The organism is Mesorhizobium sp. CA4, assembly GCF_020165075.1.
Lineage (GTDB): Bacteria > Pseudomonadota > Alphaproteobacteria > Rhizobiales > Rhizobiaceae > Mesorhizobium.
Window position 1 is genome coordinate 19,648 of record NZ_JAIUHK010000021.1, and the last position, 20,197, is coordinate 39,844.

Below are 20,197 nucleotides of genomic sequence, written 5' to 3' on the forward strand. Positions count from 1 at the left end.
TTATGAGAATTTCCTAATGGCGTCGGATAAACTTTAAGCAATTGCGGTCGCGAAATGAGAGCATGGCTGCCGCCGCCCGGCCATTCTCGCGAAAATTCCCTTTAACCTATTGAAATTAAACAAAAATACAAAGGGCCGAACCTCCTAGGGCCGTTTGGAACAATGAGGGCCCTTGTCGTGCCAGACCATGGTCCCAAGGGGTAATTGCAGCCGCGAAAATCGCCCGCAATCGGGAATATATGGACCATCGGAACCCTGTCGGGAGGTCAAGGTTAAACAAGCGAAGGGACATTGCCTAAAAAGGACAGTCATCATGAACCGAATTCTTCTCACTGCCGCCTTTGTTGCTTTGTCCTGTGGTCTGGCCACGGCCCAATCGGGCACGTCGTCGGGCGCCTCTTCATCGTCGTCGGCCACGACCACGATGCCCAGCAGCCAGGACACGGACCAGACCACGACGAATTCGACCAACTCGAATTCCGCGAAGGATTGCGCGCCTGGGCAGCAGGCGGGCAGCGCAAAGCAGGCAGCCCCCGGCCAGCAGGACACCAGCGCCAAATCGAACGCTCCCGGCCAGATGAAAACGACAACGGAAGGCTGCTAGCCCCGAGCAGTCAACTACCTCCGTTGCCGCAGAAACGGCGAAACGGGAGGCAGCTACTTGCGGATGGTCCACTCCACCATGTCGGTGTCAACGTTCTCGTTGTGGGTCATGATGGACGCGAGCTTCTTGGCACGCGGTCGCCATTGATAGAGCGAGCACTGCCTAGCTACCGACCAGCGGCACGGTCACCGAGGTGGTGTAGCTGATCGGGAAATTGCTGAAATAGGGGAAGCTGATGACGAAAGCATAGCTGGCGTTGACATGCGCCATGCGAAAGCCACCGCTCGCCGGGTCGGTGGTGATTGTGACATTCACGTTCTGCAGGCCCAGCGCCTGCAGCTTCTGCGTTGCGACCGCCTGGATGTCGGCCTGCGTCAGCGTGTTGTTGAGCTGCAGGGAGCGCGCCGAGGCTTCGAGCGCGTAGCGCACGCTGGATATGCTGTTCATCGACCAGCCGAAGGCGAAGATGCCGAACAGGAGCATGATGAGAAAAGGCGCGACCAGCGCGAATTCGAGACCAGCGCCGCCCGAGACATTGGTTCCAAATGCCCTAAGCTCAAATGCCCCGGATCTTCCTTTAGCGAACACGGATCACCTGCAGCAGACCGAGAGCGGTGTTGTCCGGATAGGGGCCGAAGGTGAAGGGCGGAATCCAGGTGCCAGATGCCTGGATCTGGACATAGACGGATGGCGCTTTCGACCCGCTGCATAAGGTCGAAGCATCGACTATTGTGGTTCCACATTGGTAGATGCGGCTAATCGCGACTTGCGCGTCGGACGGCTTGTTTTCCCAGCTTGCCAGGGCGGCAGCCTGGATCGCGCTGTCGTCAGCGGAGCCAGCCATCACGAGGTTGGCCGCCGTTTTCACGCCGGCGCGCATCGACAGCGAACCCGTGACATAGGACCAACCGTCCATGATTCCGAGCAACGCCGCGCATAAGACAGGCAAGACAAGCGCGAGTTCCACCGCGGCGATGCCCGCTTCGTCGCGAATGGCCGGCATGAATCGACGGGCAGCGGATTTCACTCGACCACCGCGACTGCCTGGGCGGCCGGGACGTCCTTCATCCCAAGGGTCGAGCAGTCCTGGTTGATGGTCGAATTGCCCGACCACTGGATGGTATCGGCAACGACCTGGGTGCAGCCGTTCTTACCCGAAAAATTGCCGAGATAATTGACCTGCTGCCTGGGAAAATAGATTGCGCCGGTCAGAAGCGAGGTCGCGGTGCCGTTGAAAGTGCTTTGCGCCGCCGTCCCGGTCCGGTCGCCGTAGAACAGCACGCCGGAATAGGTGCCCGTGGTGGGGGCGGCCAGCGTCACAGTGGCGTTGCCGTTCATACTGACAGTGTTGCTGCCGGCCATGTAGATCGTAACGTCGCTGCCTTGGATGACGGCACCCGCATTGATCTTCAAATCGCCCTGGACGACATAGACACCGGGAGAAAGCGTGATATTGCCGTTGAGGTTCATGCCGCTGCAGTAGGTCCCGGGCTGGATCGTCTGCGTCGTCTTGTTGCCATTGATCTTCTGGCATGGGTTCGAGGTCGCGGGGGCCGGCAAGCTGGCGAACGGGTCGGCCGCCGGCAGCGCGTGGGTGATCGGGGCCTTGCAGACCATCGGCACCGGATTGTTCAGCACGACGCCTCCCCCCGAGATTAGGCAATCAGCCTGAAGACTGGCCGATCCCTGGACCTTGATGGCGTCGTTGGCGATCGAATTCGCCATGATGACGCAGCCGGTCAGTTTGACGCTGGTACTGCCCGAGAAAAGTGCCGCCTGGGAGGCCGAGGGATTGAGCGCTTCGATGCAAGCTTTGGAGGCATCGGTGATCAGCGCCACCGCCCTCGCCCGCTCCGGCACCTTGGTCTGCGTGAAGATGGAGGTGAAGATCCGGTCGAGATCCTGGTTGAGGATGACCTCCACCGCCTTCCTGGCCGTGTTCGGTCCGGACGCCGGCGGGGTGTTGACGACGATGGTGCCCGCACCAAGGCCATTCGAAGCGGCCGATGACGTGGCGGCGGCGGTGATGGCATCCGTGTTGGATCCGGCGATCTTCTCCAACGCACCGGCATAGGCGGCGGCGTCGGCGATCGCCTGCAGCTTCAGGCTCGAATAATACCAGTAGGAGGTCTCGACGCCGAGCCCCGCGCCGCCGACGACGACCGGCAGGGTGAGCGCGAAGATGGTCGCGACATTGCCGCCCTTGCCTTCGCAAAAGCGTCGAAAAAAAAGTCGAGAAAAAAGATGTCCGAAGAAACGACCCGAAAAGGCCATGGCCAAGCGCGCCCAAGCTATCCCAGCCGTCACGTCATCATTGCGATATGAACGAATGCCTAATTATTTCGCTCGATTTGCGCCGGTGGGACCCCAGCGCGCCGCTGTCCCTACCTTGCGCCGCACCCACTAAGACCTAAGGCCTAAGGCCCGTAGGACTTAAGGCATAAGTATTGGGAAGACATGCCATTTTAGCATTTCTTGCATTTTATCTTTTTTGCAAATCGCTCGTTGAGACGGCGCGCATATCACATCTCGCAGGCTGCGAGGATGGGCTCAATGTTGGGACGTTTTTTGTCATCGAGGCGCGGCAACTTTGCAATTGCGACCGCGGTCGCCATGGTGCCGCTTATGCTTGGCGTGGCAGCATCCGTCGATCTGATAGGCACGAGCGACGACGCCGCGCAGTTGCAGAACTCGCTGGATGCGGCTGGCTTGGCGATCGGCACGAAATACCTGCCGAGCATGTCGGCAAGCGACGTGCAGCAACTCGGCCAGACCTTCTTCGCCGCCAATATGAGCGCGGCCGACGCGCAGGAACTATCGGGCAGCCTCGCTGCCTTCCAGGCCAGTGCAAGCCGCGGTCCGGGCGCCTATTTCATTTCGCTGTCGTCGAGCATCAGCCGGCCGGCCTTCATCAGCGGCATGCCGGCCTGGCAGGCGACGCGCACCGCCTCGGTCAAGCTCAAACCCGGCACGCAAGCCTGCGTGCTCGCGCTCGATCAGCATGCCGACGGCGCGGTCAACCTGCAGGGCTCGACCAATGTGACGATGAACGGCTGCGTGATCGCGGCCAATTCGGACGCGCCCGACGCCGTCAATCGCGGCGGCTCGGCGATCGTCAGCGCCGGCTGCGTCTCGACGGTCGGCGGCACGCAAGGGCTGACTCCGCCGAACGCCACGCTTTCCTGCGGCGCGCCGCAGGAGAACCAGTATGCTTCGTTCGATCCGCTGGCCGATATCGTTCCGCCTGCCTACACGCTGTGCCTGCCGGTGCCCAATGGCAAAACCGTGACGCTCTCGCCGGGCACCTATTGCGACAAGAGCTTGTCGGGAAAGATCACCCTCAATCCAGGCGCCTACATCATGCGCAACGTCACCATAAAGCCCGGCGGCAACGGCAGCCTGAGCGGCCAGGGCGTGACGATCTTTCTGATGGAGAACTCGCAGCTTATCATCAACGCCAACGAGCAGGTGAACCTCTCGCCGCCGGCGAGCGGCCCTTATGCCGGCATCACCATCTTCCAGGCTCATGGCAATACCCAGCCGCTGACGCTCAACGGCGGATCCGGATCGGTGGTGAGCGGCTTCATCTACGCCCCCGACGCCGCCATCACCTATACCGGAAATTCGGACATGAACGCGCAGGGCAGTTGCCTGCGGCTGGTCGGCGATACTGTCTCGATGATAGGGAACTCGGCCGTAAAGTCGGATTGCAGGGCCGAACTCGGGGGCCGGGCGGCGTATGCGGGCCGGATGATCACCCTGGCGAAATGAGCACCAGCCTCCTCCTCCAGGAGGAGATTACGCCTAGGCCACGATATCCGCGCCCGCTTGCTCGTCGAAAAGCACCGCGCAGCCGCACTCGAGCGCGACCTGCGTCAAGGCGTTGGTCGCGTCCTCATCAGACGAGACGAAATCGCCGGTCAGGACGCGCAATTCCTCGACTGCCTTCGACATCGGCACGACACGCCCCGCCAAACGGTCGCTCGCGCAAGCGTCGATGACGCACAGAAGATCGATGAGTTCGAAATTATCCATGGCGGCCTCCGCCAGCGCCATCCCTTCGCTCATTCAACGGCATGAGCCGCGGACTGGTTCCCCCGCGTGCTTTCATCGACTGGCCTGAAGGGCGCGAGCTTCAGATCGAAGCGAACCGGCAGGCATGGCTCGACACAGGCCTTGCGTACCGATCCGGTGGCCGTCGTGTCGATTGGAAGAGGGACCACCATCTGGGCATGGCGTTGCGGCCAGAGCGGCTTGCCGAAGAGGAGGAAGACGCCGCAGACCAGGCCGGCGAAAAGCAGCGCAGCAAACAGGTTCGCGATGCTCTTGCCGGGTTGCATGGCAAGCGACTCCAAGAGCGGCCCCAGGAAGGAGTGCCCGCCATATCGCAGGAATGGCGGGCACGCCGTGGTCAACCGCCGATGAAGGGACTTTGTCCGGCGGCTTGCTAGCCAATGAAATGGGGCTGCTGTTGTTTCCTGGAAATTGCCACCTCGGGCCTCTGCGTTCGTGCGGTGAGACTTCGGTTCCAACATGGCCCCGGACCGTCGACCGGAGGCCTGGACCACCCCCTTCCACGACAACGCGCCAAGCGCTTGGCCGGGCTCGCCATTGCCTGATTACATTAGCAATCCGTTATCCTAAGGCGTATGAATGAGACAGCGGTCGCCGACGATCGCAACGTCAGGCGCCGCTTCACATATGGGAGGACTACCATGGCCGAAGCTGCAATGAAGGTGACGAAACTCGAATCCAAATCGCACAACAATCCAGACGAGGTCCGCGCGCCCGCCAAGACGCGTGTCGAGATCGTGCGGCTGCCGGGTTACTCGCTGGCGCGCATGAACATGCAGCCGGGCTGGAAATGGTCCGAATGCGTCAAGCCGGTGGTCAAGACCGAGAGCTGCCAAGTCTCGCATGTCGGCTATGTCGTGTCCGGCTCGATCACCGTGCGAATGACTGACGGCACGCAAAAGACCTTCGAGGCCGGCTCTTCCTACACCATCCCGCCCGGCCACGACGCCTGGGTCGAAGGCAACCAGCCGTTCCAGTGCATTGAGGTCTTGAGCGCCGAGCAATACGCCAAGCCGGCATAGCGCAAGCGATCGCCCCTCGAGGGGGAAATGTGACCGAAGCCGGCAGAGGAGGTTCTGGCGCGTGGAGCGCAACGACCTGCAAATGGTCGTCGACACTTCATGCCAGGCGCCTCCTCTGTGGCCCAAGGCCACATCCCCTCAGAGCTGAGAATTGCCGCGCAACCTGCCTCGATCCGCGGCTGTATCGTCAGGCTGTGGAAACTTGCATGTGGTCGCGTGGAGGCTTGACATGGAACTGCTTTTGTTCTCTTTATGTTCTACCAATTCCCCTTGCAACAGACGCAGCTAATGCTGCAATGCCACACAAATGACCATGAGAGCGCAGGATGCTCGCCACGAACGCCGCTGCGGCCACCATCCTGCATGCCGATCTCGACGCCTTCTACGCCTCCGTCGAGCAGCTGCTCGATCCATCATTGCGCGGCAAGCCGATCGCCGTGGGCGGCGGCGTGGTGCTGGCGGCTTCCTATGAGGCCAAGGTCTTCGGCGTGCGCGGCGGCATGCCCGGCCGCAAGGCGCGGGAGCTCTGCCCGCAGCTCATCTTCGTCGGTGGCCGTTTCAACGAGTATCAGCGCCTCGGCGACGCGGCGATTAAGGTGCTCGGCGATTTCACCCCGCTGGTCGAGCGCATCTCGATCGACGAGGCTTTTGCCGACGTCGCAGGCTGCACGCATCTGTTCGGATCGCCGCAAGAGATCGCGCGAAAAATCCGCGAGCGGGTGAAGGCTGAGCTCGGCCTGCCGATCTCGATCGGCGTGGCTCGCACAAAGCACCTCGCCAAGATCGCCTCGCAAGTGGCCAAGCCGGACGGGCTGGTGGTGGTCGAGCCCGGCACCGAGCTCACCTTCCTGCACGACCTGCCCGTCACGCTGATGTGGGGTGTAGGCCCGGCGACCAAGGCCAGGCTCGCCGAGATCGGCGTCGAGACCATCGGGCAGCTGGCGCGCACCCATAGCGGCGCGCTGGAGCGGCTGATCGGCCATGCCTCCGGCCAGAAGCTCGCCGCGCTCGCCTGGAACAGAGACCCGCGCAAGCTCGAGACGCAGCGCCGCGCGCATTCGGCCGGCGCGCAGTCTGCGCTTGGCCGCACGCCCGCGCTGCCGCGCGTCTTCGTACCGACGCTCTTGCATCTAGCCGACCGCGTCGCCAGCCGGTTGCGCGCCAAGGACCGACCCGGGCGCACGGTCACGGTGCGTGTGCGTTTCGCCGACATGCGCGCCGTCACCCGCTCCGTCACGCTGGAGCAGCCGATCCAGGCCACCGCGATGCTTGCCGAGATCGCAGGGGAGCTGGTCCGCGGCGTGCTTGCCGCCCATCCGGGCGAGAGGGACATCACGCTGCTGGCGATCTCGGTCTCGCATCTGGAGGAAGGAGCCGAGCTGCAGCTCGAACTGCCGCTCGGCCTTGCCGACGAGAAGCTGAAACCGGGCAGCCGCAAGGGCCTCGCCCGTTTCGGTGCCGACCGCGCCATCGACAAGATCCGCCAGCGCTTCGGCAAGGAGGCCGTCGGCTATGGCACGGTGGCGCTGGAAGGCACGCGCTCGGTGCCTGACGGGTTCAGGGAGCTGGCGGAGAAGGAGCTGTAGAAAGGCGAGCCGGAGCGCAAGCCGGACGCGGTTGCGGGTGGCGGTGGGCTGTTTCGCCGATCCGGCGTTTCCCGCGCCGACGCGGATTGCGAGGGAGGAGAGAAGGCATACGTGGGTGGAAGGCTAGCTGTTGATTTCCGCCGTGGGAAGATTGGCAGCTTGGTTAACCGCCGATGCCGTTGGCGCAATCCAATCCAGTTCATCCCATGCCCTGCGCATGCTAACAGGATCGCTTTCAACCTAAACACCCGGGATGGACAGCGACATGGCAGGCGAAAAAGTGGCTTTGGTGACGGCGGGCGGCAGCGGCATGGGGGCTGCGGCGGCCAAGCGCCTGGCGGCGGACGGGTTCAAGGTCGGCGTGCTTTCCTCCTCCGGCAAGGGCGAGGCGCTGGGCAAGGAACTCGGCGGCTTCGGCGTCACCGGCTCCAACCAATCGAACGAAGACCTGAAGCGCCTTACCGACGGCGCGCTGGAGCGTTGGGGCCGCATCGACGTGCTGGTCAACAGCGCCGGCCACGGGCCGCGCGCGCAGATCATCGAGATCAGCGATGAGGACTGGCACAAGGGCATCGACACTTATTTCCTCAACGCCGTGCGCCCGACTCGGTTGGTGACACCGGTGATGCAGAAGCAGAAGGGTGGCGTCATCATCAACATCTCGACCGCCTGGGCGTTCGAGCCGAGCGCGATGTTCCCGACCTCGGCCGTGGCGCGCGCCGGGCTTGCCGCCTACACCAAGATCTTCGCCGACACCTACGCCGCCGACAACATCCGCATGAACAATGTGCTGCCCGGCTGGATCGACAGCCTGCCGACGACGAACGAGCGTCGCGACAGCGTGCCGATGAAGCGCTACGGCACGTCGGAGGAGATCGCCGCGACGATCTCGTTCCTGGCTTCGGACGGGGCCGCCTACATCACCGGGCAGAACATCCGCGTCGACGGCGGCATCACAAGGGCGGTGTGAGGCAAGAGGACGCCGCCTCGAGTCATCCCGCCCTGCGGGAATTGAGCACCCACAGAAAGGCTATCGAGGCGACCAGGACGATCGAATTGCCGACCACGATGTTCCAGAAGCGCGTCGGATCGTCCGCAAGAGCGACCCAATGCAACTTGCCCCGGACTTCGCCTGTCTGGATGCCGCAGGCAATGTTGTAGATCGCCAGCGCAGCGAGCGCCGCCATCAGGACAACGAGGTCGTTGTTCTTGTTGCGATCCATGGGAAGCGGCTTTTAACAGCGCTTGGTGAAATTTTGCTTACCTTGGGTAAGATGGCGGCCGGAAGACCGGCCGCCGCCTGCTCTTACCTTGACGCAATTCCAGACGGAAGGTTACGGCGAACGCGCCGAACCTGCTGCACGCTTTTCCTGGAAATGCTCTGACTTACTGGTTGATCTCGGGCTCGACGAGCTTGGCCAGGTTGCGCAGCGATTCCTGCCAGCCGAGATAGCAGGCCTCGGCGGGGATGGCGTCCGGGATGCCGGCCTGGGTGATATTGATCTCGGTGCCGACCGACACTTTCTTCAGGATCACGGTCACTTCGATCTGGCCCGGCAGGTTGGGATCGTCGAAGCGATCGGTGTAGCGCAGGCGCTCGCTCGGAACCAACTCGACGAATTCGCCGCCGAAGGCGTGGCTGTCGCCGGTGGTGAAGTTGCGGAAGGACATCTTGTAGGCGCCGCCGACCTTGCCATCGAACTGGTGCACCGTGCAGGTGAAGCCGTTCGGCGGCAGCCACTTCGCCAGCGCATCGGCTTCGACGAACGCGCGGTAGACCTTCTCCGGCTTGGTCGCCAGGACCCGGTGCAGTTGGATGGTGCTCGGCATATCTCCATATCCTTCCTTTGTTGATCGATGCCCCAAGGACGGGCGGCCCCCAGCCTATCCGACAGAGGCTGTCAAATTTTTTGCCCGGCGGCTATGGGCGAGGCGCGAGCGGAAGAAAACCTTGAAAAATTAAGTAAAATTGAGAATCACTCGCGCCATAATTGTGTTAGGCGCCACTTATTCTATCGTTATAAACTATCGACAAAAATACCGGCAATTTTCTCTGTACTAAATGATGGTTTTCGGGAACGATAGCCCGCGCTGCAAGTTGGTTCGGATCAGGCACTTGAACTTGCAACAAGCCATCCGGGCGGGGCAGCGCGGAAGGAGTGTCCGATGAGCTTCGTCGTCAACGCGGTAGGCGTTCCTCTTTACTATAGCGGGGCTTCCAGCCATTGGCTCTCGGCGGCTTCGTCCGGGCCTACCTTGTATGGCACCTCCGGCAATGATTCCATCTGGGGCGCCAGCGGCGTCAAGGTCACCATGTATGGCGGCGCCGGCGACGACATCTATTACCTCTATTCGGCGAGCAACAAAGTGGTCGAGAACCCTGGGCAGGGCATCGACACGATCAACACATGGATGAGCTACACGCTGCCGGACAATGTCGAAAACCTCGTCGTCACCAACGCCCACAATTACGCCTTCGGCAACGCGCTGGACAACATCATCACCGCCACGGCGGGCGGCCAGACGATCGACGGCGGCGCGGGCAATGATGTCCTGATCGACGGCGGCGGCGGCGCCGATATTTTCATCATCGCCAAGGGCAATGGGAGCGATTCGATCGTCAATTTCGCCTCCAACGATGCCGTGCGGCTCGATGGCTACGGATTCACCTCGTTCGCCGCCATCCACGAGAACATGATCCAGGCGGGACCCAATGTGGTGCTGAACCTCGGATCCGGCGAAATCCTCGAATTCAAGAACACCACGATCGACAAATTCCAGCCCAACCAGTTCCAGCTGCCGATCGACAAGTCCGGCATGACGCTGTCCTTCAGCGACGAGTTCAATACGCTGAACCTTCACAACAGCCAGGGCGGCACCTGGGACACCAACTTTTGGTGGGGCGCGCCGAACGGCAGCACGCTAGCCCGCAATGGCGAGCTGCAGTGGTATATCGATGCCAATTACGGCCCGACCAGCTCGGTGCATCCCTTCAGCGTGCAGAATGGGGTCCTCACCATCACCGCGGCGCAGGCGCCGGCCGACATCAAGCCGTTGATCAACAATTACCAATACACCTCCGGCATCCTGACCACGCATGATTCCTTCTCGCAGACCTATGGCTATTTCGAAATGAAGGCCGACCTGCCGGAACACGCCGGCGCCTGGCCGGCCTTCTGGCTGCTGCCGGAAGACGGCTCCTGGCCGCCGGAGCTCGACGTGATGGAGATGTACGGACAGAACCCGAATTCGCTGCTGGTGACCGCGCATACCAACCAGACGGGCCAGCACACGACGGTCGGATCCACGGTGAACGTCATGGACACCGCGGGCTTCCATACCTACGGCCTGCTGTGGACCCCGGACAAGCTGGTTTGGACCTATGACGGCGTGCAGGTCGCCGAAGCGGCGACGCCGTCCGACATGAACAAGCCGATGTACATGCTGGTGGACCTCGCGATCGGTGGCCAGGCCGGCGCGCCGCCGGACCATCTCGCCACGCCGGCCGAAATGAAGATCGACTATATCCGGGCCTATACGCTGAACGACCTGCCAAGCCAGGCGCTGGCGCTGTCCAGCCACACCACAAGCAGCACGCAGCACCATCTCGACACGACAAACGAGCATGCCTGAATCGGATGTTTAGGCGACGGCCCGTGATCGGGCTCCGAGAGGGAGTGCGGGAATGACTGGACACTCGGGACTGCGGTCCGTCCTGCGTCGCGCCATCGCCGATGTCGGGTTGTTCTCGCTGCTCATCAATCTCCTGCTGCTGGTGATCCCGCTCTACCTGCTCCAAGTCTATGACCGGGTGCTGCCCTCCTCAAGCGTGGAGACGCTGGTCTATCTGTCGGTCATCGCGGTCGCAGCACTCGGCTTCCTCGGCTTCCTCGACGCCGTCCGCGCCGTCTACACGCAGCGCGTCGCGGCGACGGTCAATGACAGGCTGGGCGCAAGAACGTTCGCCGCTTCGCTCGATTCCAGGAACGCGCCGTCGCCGCTCACCGACCTTGCCTCGGTCTGCGCCTTCATCCGCTCGCGCGGTGTTTCGGTGCTGTTCGACCTGCCCTTCGCGCCGGTCTTCCTCGGCCTGCTCTACCTGATCCATCCGCTGCTGTTCTGGGTCACGCTCGGCGGCGCGGCGCTGCTGGTCGTGCTGGTCTTCGCCAACCAGCTCGCGATCGGCAGGAACGATGCGCTGTCGGCGGAGCGTTCGGCTTTAGCCAGCCGGGCCGAGCAGGCCTTCGCCCGCAACGCCGACACGCTGCGCGCCATGGGCATGGTGGAGAACGCCGCGCGTGCATGGGGGCGGCATGTGGCGACCGCGCTTGTCCTGCATGACCGCTCGGCCGGCGCCAACGCCGTCTTCAGCGGCGCTTCCAGGGCGCTGCGCATGATGCTGCAGCTGGCGATCCTCGGCAGCGGCGCCTGGCTGGTGCTCAAGGGCCAGATGACGGCCGGCATGATCTTCGCGTCCTCGCTGGTGTCGTCACGCGCGCTGCAGCCGCTCGACCAATTGATCGGTTCCTGGCGGCAGCTCAGTGAGGCGAGGCGCGCCTGGACGCGGCTGGAAGCCGCGCTTGCGGCGCAACCGGCTCAAGCGAGCAAGCTCCTCCTGCCCGAACCGACCGGCGCGATCTCCGCGCAGGATCTTTTCTTCATCGCGCCGAATGCCACGTTCGGCGCCGAGCCCATCCTCAAGCGATTGAGCTTTGCCATCGGTGCCGGCGAAGCGGTGGCGATCGTCGGCCCGAGCGGTGCCGGAAAATCGACGCTGGCGCGGCTGCTTGTCGGCGCTGCGCAACCGAGCGGCGGGTCGGTCAGGATCGACGGCGCCGAGCTCAGGACCTGGGACGAAAACCAGCTCGGCCGGCATATCGGCTATCTGGCGCAGGAGGTCGAGCTTTTCCCCGGCTCGATTGCCGACAACATCGCCCGCTTCGACGCTGACGCCGACGACGCGGCAATCGTCGAAGCGGCAAAACGCGCCGAAGCGCACGAGTTGATCCTTTCGCTGCGCGACGGCTACCAGACGGCGATCGCCGGCACGCTGTCGGGCGGCGAGCGGCAGCGGATCGGGCTGGCGCGCGCCTTCTACGGCAATCCGCGCATCCTGGTGCTGGATGAGCCGAGCACGCATCTCGACGGCGCCGGAGAGACGGCACTGGAAGCGGTGCTCGCGGCGGCCCGCGCTGCGGGCGTCACCACGATCGTGATCACGCATCGCCCTTCGATCGCCTCGGCTTGCGACCGCGTGATGGTCTTGCGCGGCGGCGTCATCGAGGCGTTCGGGCCGACCGCGGAGGTGCTGCGGCAGCCGGGTAAAGCCGCGCAGCGGAGCACGGTGGTGACCGGATCGTTCGCGCCGACCATCCGTGCCGCGCCGACCATCCGCCACGGGTCCTGAATGATGACGCAGAGTCTCACCTTCGAAGGCCGCCCGCGCATCGACTTCCGGCGCACGGCCTTCGCCGGCTACGCGGCGATCGCGCTGATGGTCGGCGGCTTCGGCTTTTGGGCGGCGAGCGCGCCGCTAGCTGGCGCGGTGATCACGCAAGGCACGATCGCGGCGACAGGCGGCAACATCCTGATCCAGCATCGCGAGGGCGGCATCATCAGGCAATTGCTGGTGCATGAAGGCGACCGCGTGCGGGAAGGCCAGAACCTCATCCTGCTCGACCGGACCGCCGCGGAGGCCGATCTCAACCGGCTGACAAGACAATGGATCGCGCTCAAGGCCAGCGCGGCGCGACTGGAGGCCGAGCGCGACGGCCTCGCCACGCTGGCGCCGATCGCCGAGCCCGCGCCGGCGCCGTTCCAGCGGGAATTCGAAAATCTCATCCGCGAACAGCAAAAGGAGTTCGATGCCAGGCTTGCACGGTTCCGCTCGGAGCAGTCGATCCTGGCGCAGCGCGTCGCCATGCATCGCGAGTCGGTCAAAGGGCTGAACGCGCAGAAGACGGCAATCGAACAGCAGGCCGAGGTGGTGAAGAAGGAGCTAGGCATCAAGACCGACCTCCTCGACAAGGGCCTCACCAATCGCACCGAATATTCGCAGCTCTTGCGCTCCGAGGCCGACCTCGTCGGCCAGGCCGGGGCGCTGGAGGCGGACCTCGCCTCGGCCAACACGCAGATCGTGGAAGCGGAGGCGCAGACCGAACGCGCAACCACGCAGCGCGTCGAGGAAGCGTTGACGAAGCTCGATGACGTGCGAACCAACCTCGCCGACATCGAGGAGCGGATGCGCGCCGCGCAAGCGGTGCTCGCGCGCACGACGATCACCGCGCCGGCGGCGGGCATCGTCATCTCCTCGACCTACAATTCGCAAGGCAGCGTGGTGGCGCCCGGCGAAAAGATCATGGAGATCCTGCCCACGACCTCGGGCCTTGTGGTCGACGCCAGGCTGCGGCCGAAGGACATCGACCAGGTGCATGTCGGCCAGCCGGCAAAGCTCAGGCTGTCCGCGCTCAACACGCGGCTCACGCCGGAAGTCCCGGCCACAGTGAGCGAGATTTCCGCCGACCGGCTGATCGACCAAGCCACGCACGAACCCTATTTCCGCGCCAGGCTGAAGATCACTGGTGCCCTGCCCCCGGGCGTGAAGGCGGACCAGCTCTATCCCGGCACCCCGGTCGACACCTTCATCAGCACCGGCAACCGGACCTTCTTCGAATATCTGGTGCGCCCGATGATGGATTCTTTCGCACGGGCGTTCAGGGAAAGGTAGAGGTGCGTCTGCACATTTGCGTCTGCCTTCAGCGTGCCGCGGTAAGCTGGATTTCGACACCGATATCGGGCAACGCGAAGCTCGCTCCGACCGTGGCGCGGGCCGGCGGTTCGGTGCCGTCGAGCCAATCAACCCAGGCCTTGTTCACGGCGTCGAAATCTCCGACATCGTTCAGCCAGATCTGCGCGAACAGCAGTGTTGATCGATCCGCGCCAACGCTTTTCAAAAGCGCATCGGCCCTGATCAATACCTGCTTAGTCTGGCCCGCCGTGTCGGCCTCTTTGTCATCGGCCGTCAGCCCCGAAAGATAGATTGTTCCGTTGTGAACGACGATCCGCGGCCCCTTCCCTGGCTGAATCGAATTTGGGCCAGCGCCTGTAGACATCGCGGCGGCAATGAAACAATCTTCGCTGCGGGAACATAAGCGCCTCAAAGAAGGCGCCTACCTTCGGGTGCGCATGAAGAATCGCTGGACCTTGTACGATCCACGCCTGGCCTGGATGCTCGTTGCACCGGTGCTTCTGCTGCTGATCTTCTTCCTGGTGCTGCCGATCGCGGTGATGGCGGCGTATACATTCTTTACCTTCGTCACCGCCGGCGTCGAAACCAGCGCGCTGACCACCGCCAACTGGCACGAATTCTTCACCGACAGCTATTATTCGGGCTTCCTGCTGAAGACGCTGCGGGTCGGCGCGATCACCGCGCTGCTGTGCGGCGTGCTCGGCTATTTCCCGGCCTATTTCATCTGGGCGACGCGCTTCAGGCACAAATGGCTGCTCTTGCTCCTGCTCATCGTGCCGTTCTGGATCAGCTTCACCATCCGCACCTTTTCCTGGATCAACATCCTGGGTGAACAGGGCGTCATCAACGTCGCGCTGCTCAAAATGGGCATCATCAACGAGCCGCTGCCGGTGCTCTACAACGAGGGCGCGGTTATCCTCGGGCTGCTGCACTTCCTGCTGCCCTACATGATCCTCAACGTCTATGTGAGCCTGGAGGGCATCGACCGCACGCTTATCTCGGCGGCCCGCTCGATGGGCTGCACCAGCGCGCAGGCGTTCCGCGAGGTGACGTTGCCCCTCTCCCTGCCGGGTCTCGCGGCGGGGCTGCTGCTCTGCTTCGTGCTGGCGGCCGGCAGCTATGTGACGCCGCAGCTGCTCGGCTCGGGCCGCGACGCGCTATTCGGCAATTTGATCTACGACACCATCATGAGCGAATTGAACTGGCCGATGGGCGCAACGCTGTCAATCGTGCTGTTCCTCGTGCTCGGCTTCTTCGCCGCCATCTACACCCGCTACATGGGCATGTCGCAGATCGTGAAGGGGTTGGGCGGATGAAGGCTGCGCGACCGAACAAGGAAGGCAAATGGGCGTGGCGACTGACCGGCTTCGTCACGCTCTGCGTCTACATCTTCATGTTCGCGCCGATCGTGGCGACCGTCATCCTGTCGTTCAACGCCTCGATGTTCGGCGGCTTCCCGATGACCGGCTTTTCGCTGCAATGGTACGCCAAGCTGATGAACAATGACGCGGTGCTGACGGCCTTCCGCACCTCGCTGTGGATCGCGCTGGTGACTGCGGCCGTCACCACGGCCATCGGCGTCGTCACGGCCTTCGCGCTGGCGCGCTTCGCCTTCCGCGGCAAGCAGGCGCTGAGCACGCTGGTGATCCTGCCGGCGCTGGTGCCGGAAACCATTCTCGGCGTCGGTCTTCTGGTGCTGATCAAGGCAATTGACCAGCCGCGCACCATGCTGCTCCTGGTGCTTGGGCATATCCTGCTTGCGGTGCCCTATGTGGTGCTGATCGCGCAGGCGCGCATGGTCGGCATAAGGCGCGTGTATGAGGAGGCGGCGCTTTCGCTGGGCGCCTCGCGCTTTTCGTCCTTCCGCGAGATCACGCTGCCACTGCTCATCCCGGCGGTCGTCGGCGGCGCGCTGCTCGCCTTCACCATCTCGTTCGACAACACGTCGGCCAGCCTGTTCTGGCGGCCGGCAGGCGTCGAGACCATGCCCACCCAAATCCTTTCGATGCTGAAAATCTCGATCAGCCCGGAGATCAACGCGCTCGGCACCGTGATGATTGTGGTGACCGTCGGCATCCCGCTGATCGGCGGGGTGCTAATGCAAAGCCTGACAAAACTGAGAAGACGCGGCGAACCCAAGGAGGAAGCACGATGAAACTGACCACCACCAAGCGGCTGGAGCGGCTGCACGACCGCTATGTCAACGGCGATCTCAGCCGACGGACGTTCCTGAGCCTGACCGCGGCTGCCGCGGCCTCGGCCGGCCTCTCCATGCCGTGGATGAGCCGGGCGCTTGCCGCGGTCGAGCAGGTGCGCTTCGACGGCTGGGGCGGAACGGTGCAGGACGCGATCGACAAATATGCCTTCCAGCCCTACACGGCCAAGACCAAGATCAAGGTGGTGCAGGGCACGTTCGGCGACGAGAACGAGATCATCACCAAGATCAAGACGGCCAAGCCCGGCGACTTCCAGATCGTCCATTCGTCCGGCGTCAACTACTACATCAAATATATCAATGCCGGCATGAACTCGGAGATCAACGAGGCCAACATTCCCAACATGGCGAATGTGCTGCAGCCGATGATCGAGCCGTTCCGCAAGCTGACGCCGAAGCTGTCGGCCGTGCCTTACGACTATGGCACCACCGGCATCGCCTACAACACCAAGGTGATCTCGCCGGAAGAAGCCAAGGAAAAGGGCGCGGCACTTCTGCTCGACAAGAAATATGCCGGCAAGGTCGGCGGCTATGCCGACATGACGACGCGCGTCTGGTACGCGGCCCTGGCCACCGGACAAGACCCCAACAACCTAAAGGACATGGACGCGATCTGGGCCAAGGTCCGCGAGACGCGCGACCTCGCCAAGAAGTTCTGGAGCTCCGGCGCGGAGCTGATGGACCTGCTCTCCAAGGGCGAGATCGTAGTGACCGACGCCTGGTCGGGCCGCGTCGCGGCGCTGCAGGACCAGGGCCATCCGATCGGCTATCTCGATCCGGCCGGCTCCTACGCCTGGATGGAGGATATGCTGATCCTGAAAGGCTCGCCGATGGCCGAGTGCGAGGAGCTGATCAACTTCATGCTCGACCCGGCGACCTCGATCGCGGTGGCCGAGGGCCAGAGCTATCCGCCGTCGCTCGACCCGAACAAGGTCAAGCTCACCGAGAAGATCGAGAAGCTGCCGGCCTTCGATAAGACGGGCACCATGAAGTCGCTGACCTTTGCCGATCCGGTCTATTGGGCGACCAACGAGGACGCCTGGACCAAGCAGTGGAACAGGATATCGAAAGGTGCCTGACAGCCAGGGCGCGACACTCAATCCCCGGCCGGCCTCGGCCGGGGCGGAAGGCGTGAGCGCGGCCGCCGGGGCGAACAGCCCTGCGGTCGAGTTCCGCAACATCAACATCGCCTACGGCAAGTTCGTCGCGGTGAGCGATTTTTCGCTGTCGATCGACAAGGGCAGCTTCGTCACGCTGCTCGGCCCTTCGGGCTGCGGCAAGACGACGATCCTGCGCTCCATCGCCGGGCTGGTCGACATTTCGGCGGGCCAGATCATGATCGGCGGCCGGCGGGTCGACGACGTGCCGATCTACAAGCGCAACATCGGGCTGGTGTTCCAGAGCTATGCGCTCTTTCCCCACAAGAGCGTGTTCGACAATGTCGCCTTCGGCCTGAAATATCGCAACGTCGCCAAGCCCGAGATCAAGCGCAAGGTCGGCCAGGCGCTGGACATGGTGCGGCTGCCGGGCAGCGAGAAGAAACTGCCCTCGCAATTGTCGGGCGGCCAGCAGCAGCGCATCGCGCTGGCGCGCGCCATCGTCTTCGAGCCGCAGGTGCTTCTGCTCGACGAGCCGCTCTCGGCCCTCGACGCCAATATGCGCGAGGAAATGCGCGTCGAGATCAAGAAGATCCAGAAGGAAACAGGCATCACCGCCATCTTCGTCACGCACGACCAGGAAGAAGCGCTGTCGATGTCGGACCGCATCGTGGTGATGAATGCCGGCTCGGCCGAGCAGATCGGCACGCCGGAAGAGGTCTATGAGCGGCCGGCCACCGCCTTCGTCGCCGACTTCCTCGGCAAGGCCAATATGCTTTCGGGCACGGTGAGCCGGTCCGACGGGCCGACCATTGTCACGCTCGCCGGCGGCCAGACGGTCAATGTGCTTTCACCCAAGGCGTTGCCGCAGGGAAGCTCCGTCACCGTCGTGGTGCGGCCGCAGAAACTGTCGGTCGGTGGAGCGAGCGCCAACCGGTTGCCCGGCCGGATCGTGTCGGCCTCCTATCTCGGCGGCAGCGCCATCTACGAGGTCGACATAGGCGGCAAGGCGAACATCCGCGCCAACGCCCCGATCGACGGCCGGGTGCTGCGCGAAGGCGAATCGATCGAGCTCGGCTTCGATCCCGACGACTGCGTTTTGCTGAATGAGGCCGGGCTGCGGATTTCCTGAAGGCGGCGGTCACCTTCCCGCAGGCATGGGGCGGTTGCCACGCATGCAGCACAGCGGCGGCCTTCCGTCAGCGGTTCGTCGTTTCACCGAAACAGCGAGCGGTCCATGTCCTTGCTTTGACGCAATTCCGGACGGAGAACCACCTTGGCGGTCGGCAGGACGGCTATTACAGCTCATTTCTTGGAGAGAAACGCCTTGCAGGCAGGAGTGAGCTCACTGATGTGCTGTTTAAGGCAGCTCAATCCCTTTGCGTTGTCGACCATCTTGCACAATCGCTGAGCATCCGCCCTGCATGGTGTTTTGTAGGCATCTTTCGCTAAGGCGGCGTCTGCGAGGAAAGCGATATGGAAGCCAGAAGCACCAGTTCAAACGTTTTCTGTTTGCGCATGACTTAATTCCCCTCTGAAAATGAGCATAGTAACGCAGCGTTATATACGCGAATCCTGATATAAGAGGAAGGCAAGGACTTCGTTACGACGCGCTCCGTGCCGCATTGGCAAAGAGCGATATTTCAAACTGAGAAACTGCCAGATTCCACGGTAATTTCGACGCCCGCTCCCACGCTGGTTCCCCCGGTCGTCAGCGACACTCCCCATCGACGACGCGAAGGATCGCCCCGCAAACGATGGAGACGAACGATGACGACCATGGAACACACCGCTTATGAAACCGGCCGCGCGGGCCTCAGCCTTACCGGCTTTGCCGGCCGCTCACTTAGGCTTTTCTACCGTGCAATAAGGATGCGCAGCGACCGCGCCGCCATGCAGGCCATGCCCGATTATCTGCTCAAGGACTTGGGTATCGCCCGTTCTGAAATCGATCATTACACCTCGATGCGCTACGCCTCCGACGCCGACGGGATGGATATCCGCAACGCCCACTGACCGCCGATAGCGATCGTCGCCACGCCGCCGACAGACCCCGGGCTTCCCCACGCCCGGGGCTTTTGCGTCCGGCGCATTCGGGTCAAGACGCTTCGTTTCAAACGATACGCCCAACCCAATTTCCACGGCAGGCGTATGAAAAATTCCACGGTCGCATCCACTCTCGTTCAAACGCTCCACCGGCAAACAGAGGCCGTCACGGCAACCAAGCCGCAAACGAACCTTTGGAGATGACGATGCAACCCAACACCAAACCCGCACGGCTTCCGCTCAATGGCGTCGACACGCCGAACCTTTTGGCGACGATCAATTTCGTCGCCGGGCAACCGGAGTTGGCCAAGTTCCAGTTCCGCGCCCACAACGAGTGGATCGAGGGCACGCACAGCAAGACCGTCATGAACGGCTTCTTCGGCGCCGGCCAGGAGCAGAAGCACGAGAAGCCGCATTATGCCGATGCCGACCATCCGGCGATCCTGTGCGGCGCCGACAATGCGCCGACCCCGGTCGAATGGCTGCTGCACGGCCTGGCGGGCTGCCTGATGGCAGGCGTCGCCAACATCGCCGCCGCGCGCGGCATCAAGCTCACCAAGGTGAAATGCTCGGTCGACGGCGACATCGACCTGCGCGGCATCCTCGGCATCTCCGACGAGGTCCGAAACGGTTTCCAGAACATCCAGGTATCGTTCGAGATCGAAGGCGACGCGCCGGCCGAAAAGCTCCAGCAGCTGGTTGAGCAGTCGCGCGCCCGTTCGGCCGTGTTCGACGTGCTGACCAAGGGTGTTCCGGTCAGCGTCGGCATCAAGACCATCCAGTAGGCCGGCCGGCGGTCCGGAAC

The 20,197-nt window shown here is 63.0% G+C and carries 22 protein-coding genes; 14 read left to right on the plus strand and 8 right to left on the minus strand.

Annotated elements, in window-relative coordinates:
- Positions 1-313 precede the first annotated feature (313 nt).
- On the plus strand, positions 314-604 hold the full coding sequence (locus LB528_RS17900; RefSeq protein WP_224715770.1) for a hypothetical protein: 291 nt from the start codon (positions 314-316) through the stop codon (positions 602-604).
- 162 nt (positions 605-766) lie between these two features.
- Here LB528_RS17900 and LB528_RS17905 read toward each other — a convergent pair whose 3' ends face one another.
- Genes LB528_RS17905 through LB528_RS17915 form a run of 3 tightly spaced genes read right to left on the minus strand, consistent with a single transcriptional unit; the run spans position 767 to position 2,878 of the window.
- Positions 767-1,192 (minus strand): TadE/TadG family type IV pilus assembly protein, encoded by a 426-nt coding sequence (locus LB528_RS17905; RefSeq protein WP_224715771.1) that lies wholly within the window; start codon positions 1,190-1,192, stop codon positions 767-769.
- Positions 1,182-1,631: a TadE/TadG family type IV pilus assembly protein gene (locus LB528_RS17910; RefSeq protein ID WP_224715772.1), complete on the minus strand. Its 450-nt coding sequence runs from the start codon at positions 1,629-1,631 to the stop codon at positions 1,182-1,184. Before LB528_RS17910 ends, LB528_RS17905 begins: the two co-directional genes overlap by 11 nt.
- The gene (locus LB528_RS17915; protein ID WP_224715773.1) at positions 1,628-2,878 is read right to left on the minus strand and encodes a pilus assembly protein TadG-related protein; all 1,251 of its coding nucleotides are present in this window, start codon (positions 2,876-2,878) and stop codon (positions 1,628-1,630) included. The genes LB528_RS17910 and LB528_RS17915 overlap by 4 nt, the downstream gene beginning before the upstream one ends.
- Before the next feature lie 279 nt (positions 2,879-3,157).
- On the opposite strand from LB528_RS17915, the gene LB528_RS17920 reads away from it, so the two are divergent.
- Complete coding sequence (locus tag LB528_RS17920; RefSeq protein WP_318012321.1) at positions 3,158-4,375, plus strand: TadE/TadG family type IV pilus assembly protein; 1,218 nt, start codon at positions 3,158-3,160, stop codon at positions 4,373-4,375.
- A 33-nt stretch (positions 4,376-4,408) separates the two neighbouring features.
- Here the strand turns inward: LB528_RS17920 and LB528_RS17925 are convergent, their stop codons facing one another.
- Both LB528_RS17925 and LB528_RS17930 read right to left on the minus strand, forming a co-directional pair.
- The gene (locus tag LB528_RS17925) at positions 4,409-4,639 is read right to left on the minus strand and encodes a hypothetical protein (RefSeq protein WP_224715775.1); all 231 of its coding nucleotides are present in this window, start codon (positions 4,637-4,639) and stop codon (positions 4,409-4,411) included.
- Between the two features lie 29 nt (positions 4,640-4,668).
- Positions 4,669-4,944, minus strand: a complete 276-nt coding sequence (locus LB528_RS17930) for a hypothetical protein (RefSeq protein ID WP_224715776.1) — start codon at positions 4,942-4,944, stop codon at positions 4,669-4,671.
- 375 nt (positions 4,945-5,319) lie between these two features.
- Between LB528_RS17930 and LB528_RS17935 the strand changes: the two genes are divergently transcribed.
- The 3 genes from LB528_RS17935 (at position 5,320) to LB528_RS17945 (ending at position 8,256) form a co-directional block, all read left to right on the plus strand.
- Positions 5,320-5,700: a cupin domain-containing protein gene (locus LB528_RS17935; RefSeq protein WP_224513407.1), complete on the plus strand. Its 381-nt coding sequence runs from the start codon at positions 5,320-5,322 to the stop codon at positions 5,698-5,700.
- 326 nt (positions 5,701-6,026) lie between these two features.
- Positions 6,027-7,286, plus strand: a complete 1,260-nt coding sequence (gene dinB / locus LB528_RS17940; protein WP_224715777.1) for a DNA polymerase IV — start codon at positions 6,027-6,029, stop codon at positions 7,284-7,286.
- A gap of 265 nt (positions 7,287-7,551) precedes the next feature.
- Positions 7,552-8,256, plus strand: coding sequence for an SDR family oxidoreductase (locus LB528_RS17945; protein ID WP_224513402.1), 705 nt, complete (start codon positions 7,552-7,554; stop codon positions 8,254-8,256).
- A gap of 22 nt (positions 8,257-8,278) precedes the next feature.
- Here the strand turns inward: LB528_RS17945 and LB528_RS17950 are convergent, their stop codons facing one another.
- Positions 8,279-8,509 carry a hypothetical protein gene (locus LB528_RS17950; protein ID WP_224513401.1) on the minus strand — a complete coding sequence of 77 codons (231 nt, stop codon included), beginning with the start codon at positions 8,507-8,509 and terminating at the stop codon, positions 8,279-8,281.
- 163 nt (positions 8,510-8,672) lie between these two features.
- A complete protein-coding gene (locus LB528_RS17955; RefSeq protein ID WP_224715778.1) occupies positions 8,673-9,116 on the minus strand; it encodes an SRPBCC family protein in 444 nt (147 codons plus the stop codon).
- Between the two features lie 336 nt (positions 9,117-9,452).
- On the opposite strand from LB528_RS17955, the gene LB528_RS17960 reads away from it, so the two are divergent.
- The 3 genes from LB528_RS17960 to LB528_RS17970 are packed head-to-tail and all read left to right on the plus strand — an operon-like array spanning position 9,453 to position 14,013.
- Entirely contained in the window at positions 9,453-10,919 is a 1,467-nt protein-coding gene (locus LB528_RS17960; protein WP_224715779.1) for a family 16 glycosylhydrolase, read from the plus strand.
- A gap of 52 nt (positions 10,920-10,971) precedes the next feature.
- A complete protein-coding gene (locus LB528_RS17965; RefSeq protein ID WP_224715780.1) occupies positions 10,972-12,693 on the plus strand; it encodes a type I secretion system permease/ATPase in 1,722 nt (573 codons plus the stop codon).
- A complete protein-coding gene (locus tag LB528_RS17970) occupies positions 12,694-14,013 on the plus strand; it encodes an HlyD family type I secretion periplasmic adaptor subunit (RefSeq protein WP_224715781.1) in 1,320 nt (439 codons plus the stop codon).
- Positions 14,014-14,041: 28 nt separating this feature from the next.
- Here LB528_RS17970 and LB528_RS17975 read toward each other — a convergent pair whose 3' ends face one another.
- A complete protein-coding gene (locus LB528_RS17975; RefSeq protein WP_224715782.1) occupies positions 14,042-14,398 on the minus strand; it encodes a RidA family protein in 357 nt (118 codons plus the stop codon).
- Between the two features lie 73 nt (positions 14,399-14,471).
- Between LB528_RS17975 and LB528_RS17980 the strand changes: the two genes are divergently transcribed.
- The 6 genes from LB528_RS17980 to LB528_RS18005 all read left to right on the plus strand — a co-directional run bounded on the left by LB528_RS17980 (position 14,472) and on the right by LB528_RS18005 (position 20,177).
- Complete coding sequence (locus tag LB528_RS17980) at positions 14,472-15,350, plus strand: ABC transporter permease (RefSeq protein WP_411962206.1); 879 nt, start codon at positions 14,472-14,474, stop codon at positions 15,348-15,350.
- Positions 15,347-16,189, plus strand: coding sequence for an ABC transporter permease (locus tag LB528_RS17985; RefSeq protein ID WP_224513387.1), 843 nt, complete (start codon positions 15,347-15,349; stop codon positions 16,187-16,189). The genes LB528_RS17980 and LB528_RS17985 overlap by 4 nt, the downstream gene beginning before the upstream one ends.
- Positions 16,186-17,328 (plus strand): ABC transporter substrate-binding protein, encoded by a 1,143-nt coding sequence (locus LB528_RS17990; protein WP_224513384.1) that lies wholly within the window; start codon positions 16,186-16,188, stop codon positions 17,326-17,328. The genes LB528_RS17985 and LB528_RS17990 overlap by 4 nt, the downstream gene beginning before the upstream one ends.
- Positions 17,321-18,478, plus strand: a complete 1,158-nt coding sequence (locus tag LB528_RS17995) for an ABC transporter ATP-binding protein (RefSeq protein WP_224513383.1) — start codon at positions 17,321-17,323, stop codon at positions 18,476-18,478. The genes LB528_RS17990 and LB528_RS17995 overlap by 8 nt, the downstream gene beginning before the upstream one ends.
- Before the next feature lie 638 nt (positions 18,479-19,116).
- A complete protein-coding gene (locus LB528_RS18000; protein ID WP_224715784.1) occupies positions 19,117-19,362 on the plus strand; it encodes a DUF1127 domain-containing protein in 246 nt (81 codons plus the stop codon).
- A gap of 236 nt (positions 19,363-19,598) precedes the next feature.
- Positions 19,599-20,177 (plus strand): OsmC family protein, encoded by a 579-nt coding sequence (locus LB528_RS18005; protein ID WP_224513380.1) that lies wholly within the window; start codon positions 19,599-19,601, stop codon positions 20,175-20,177.
- Positions 20,178-20,197 lie beyond the last annotated feature (20 nt).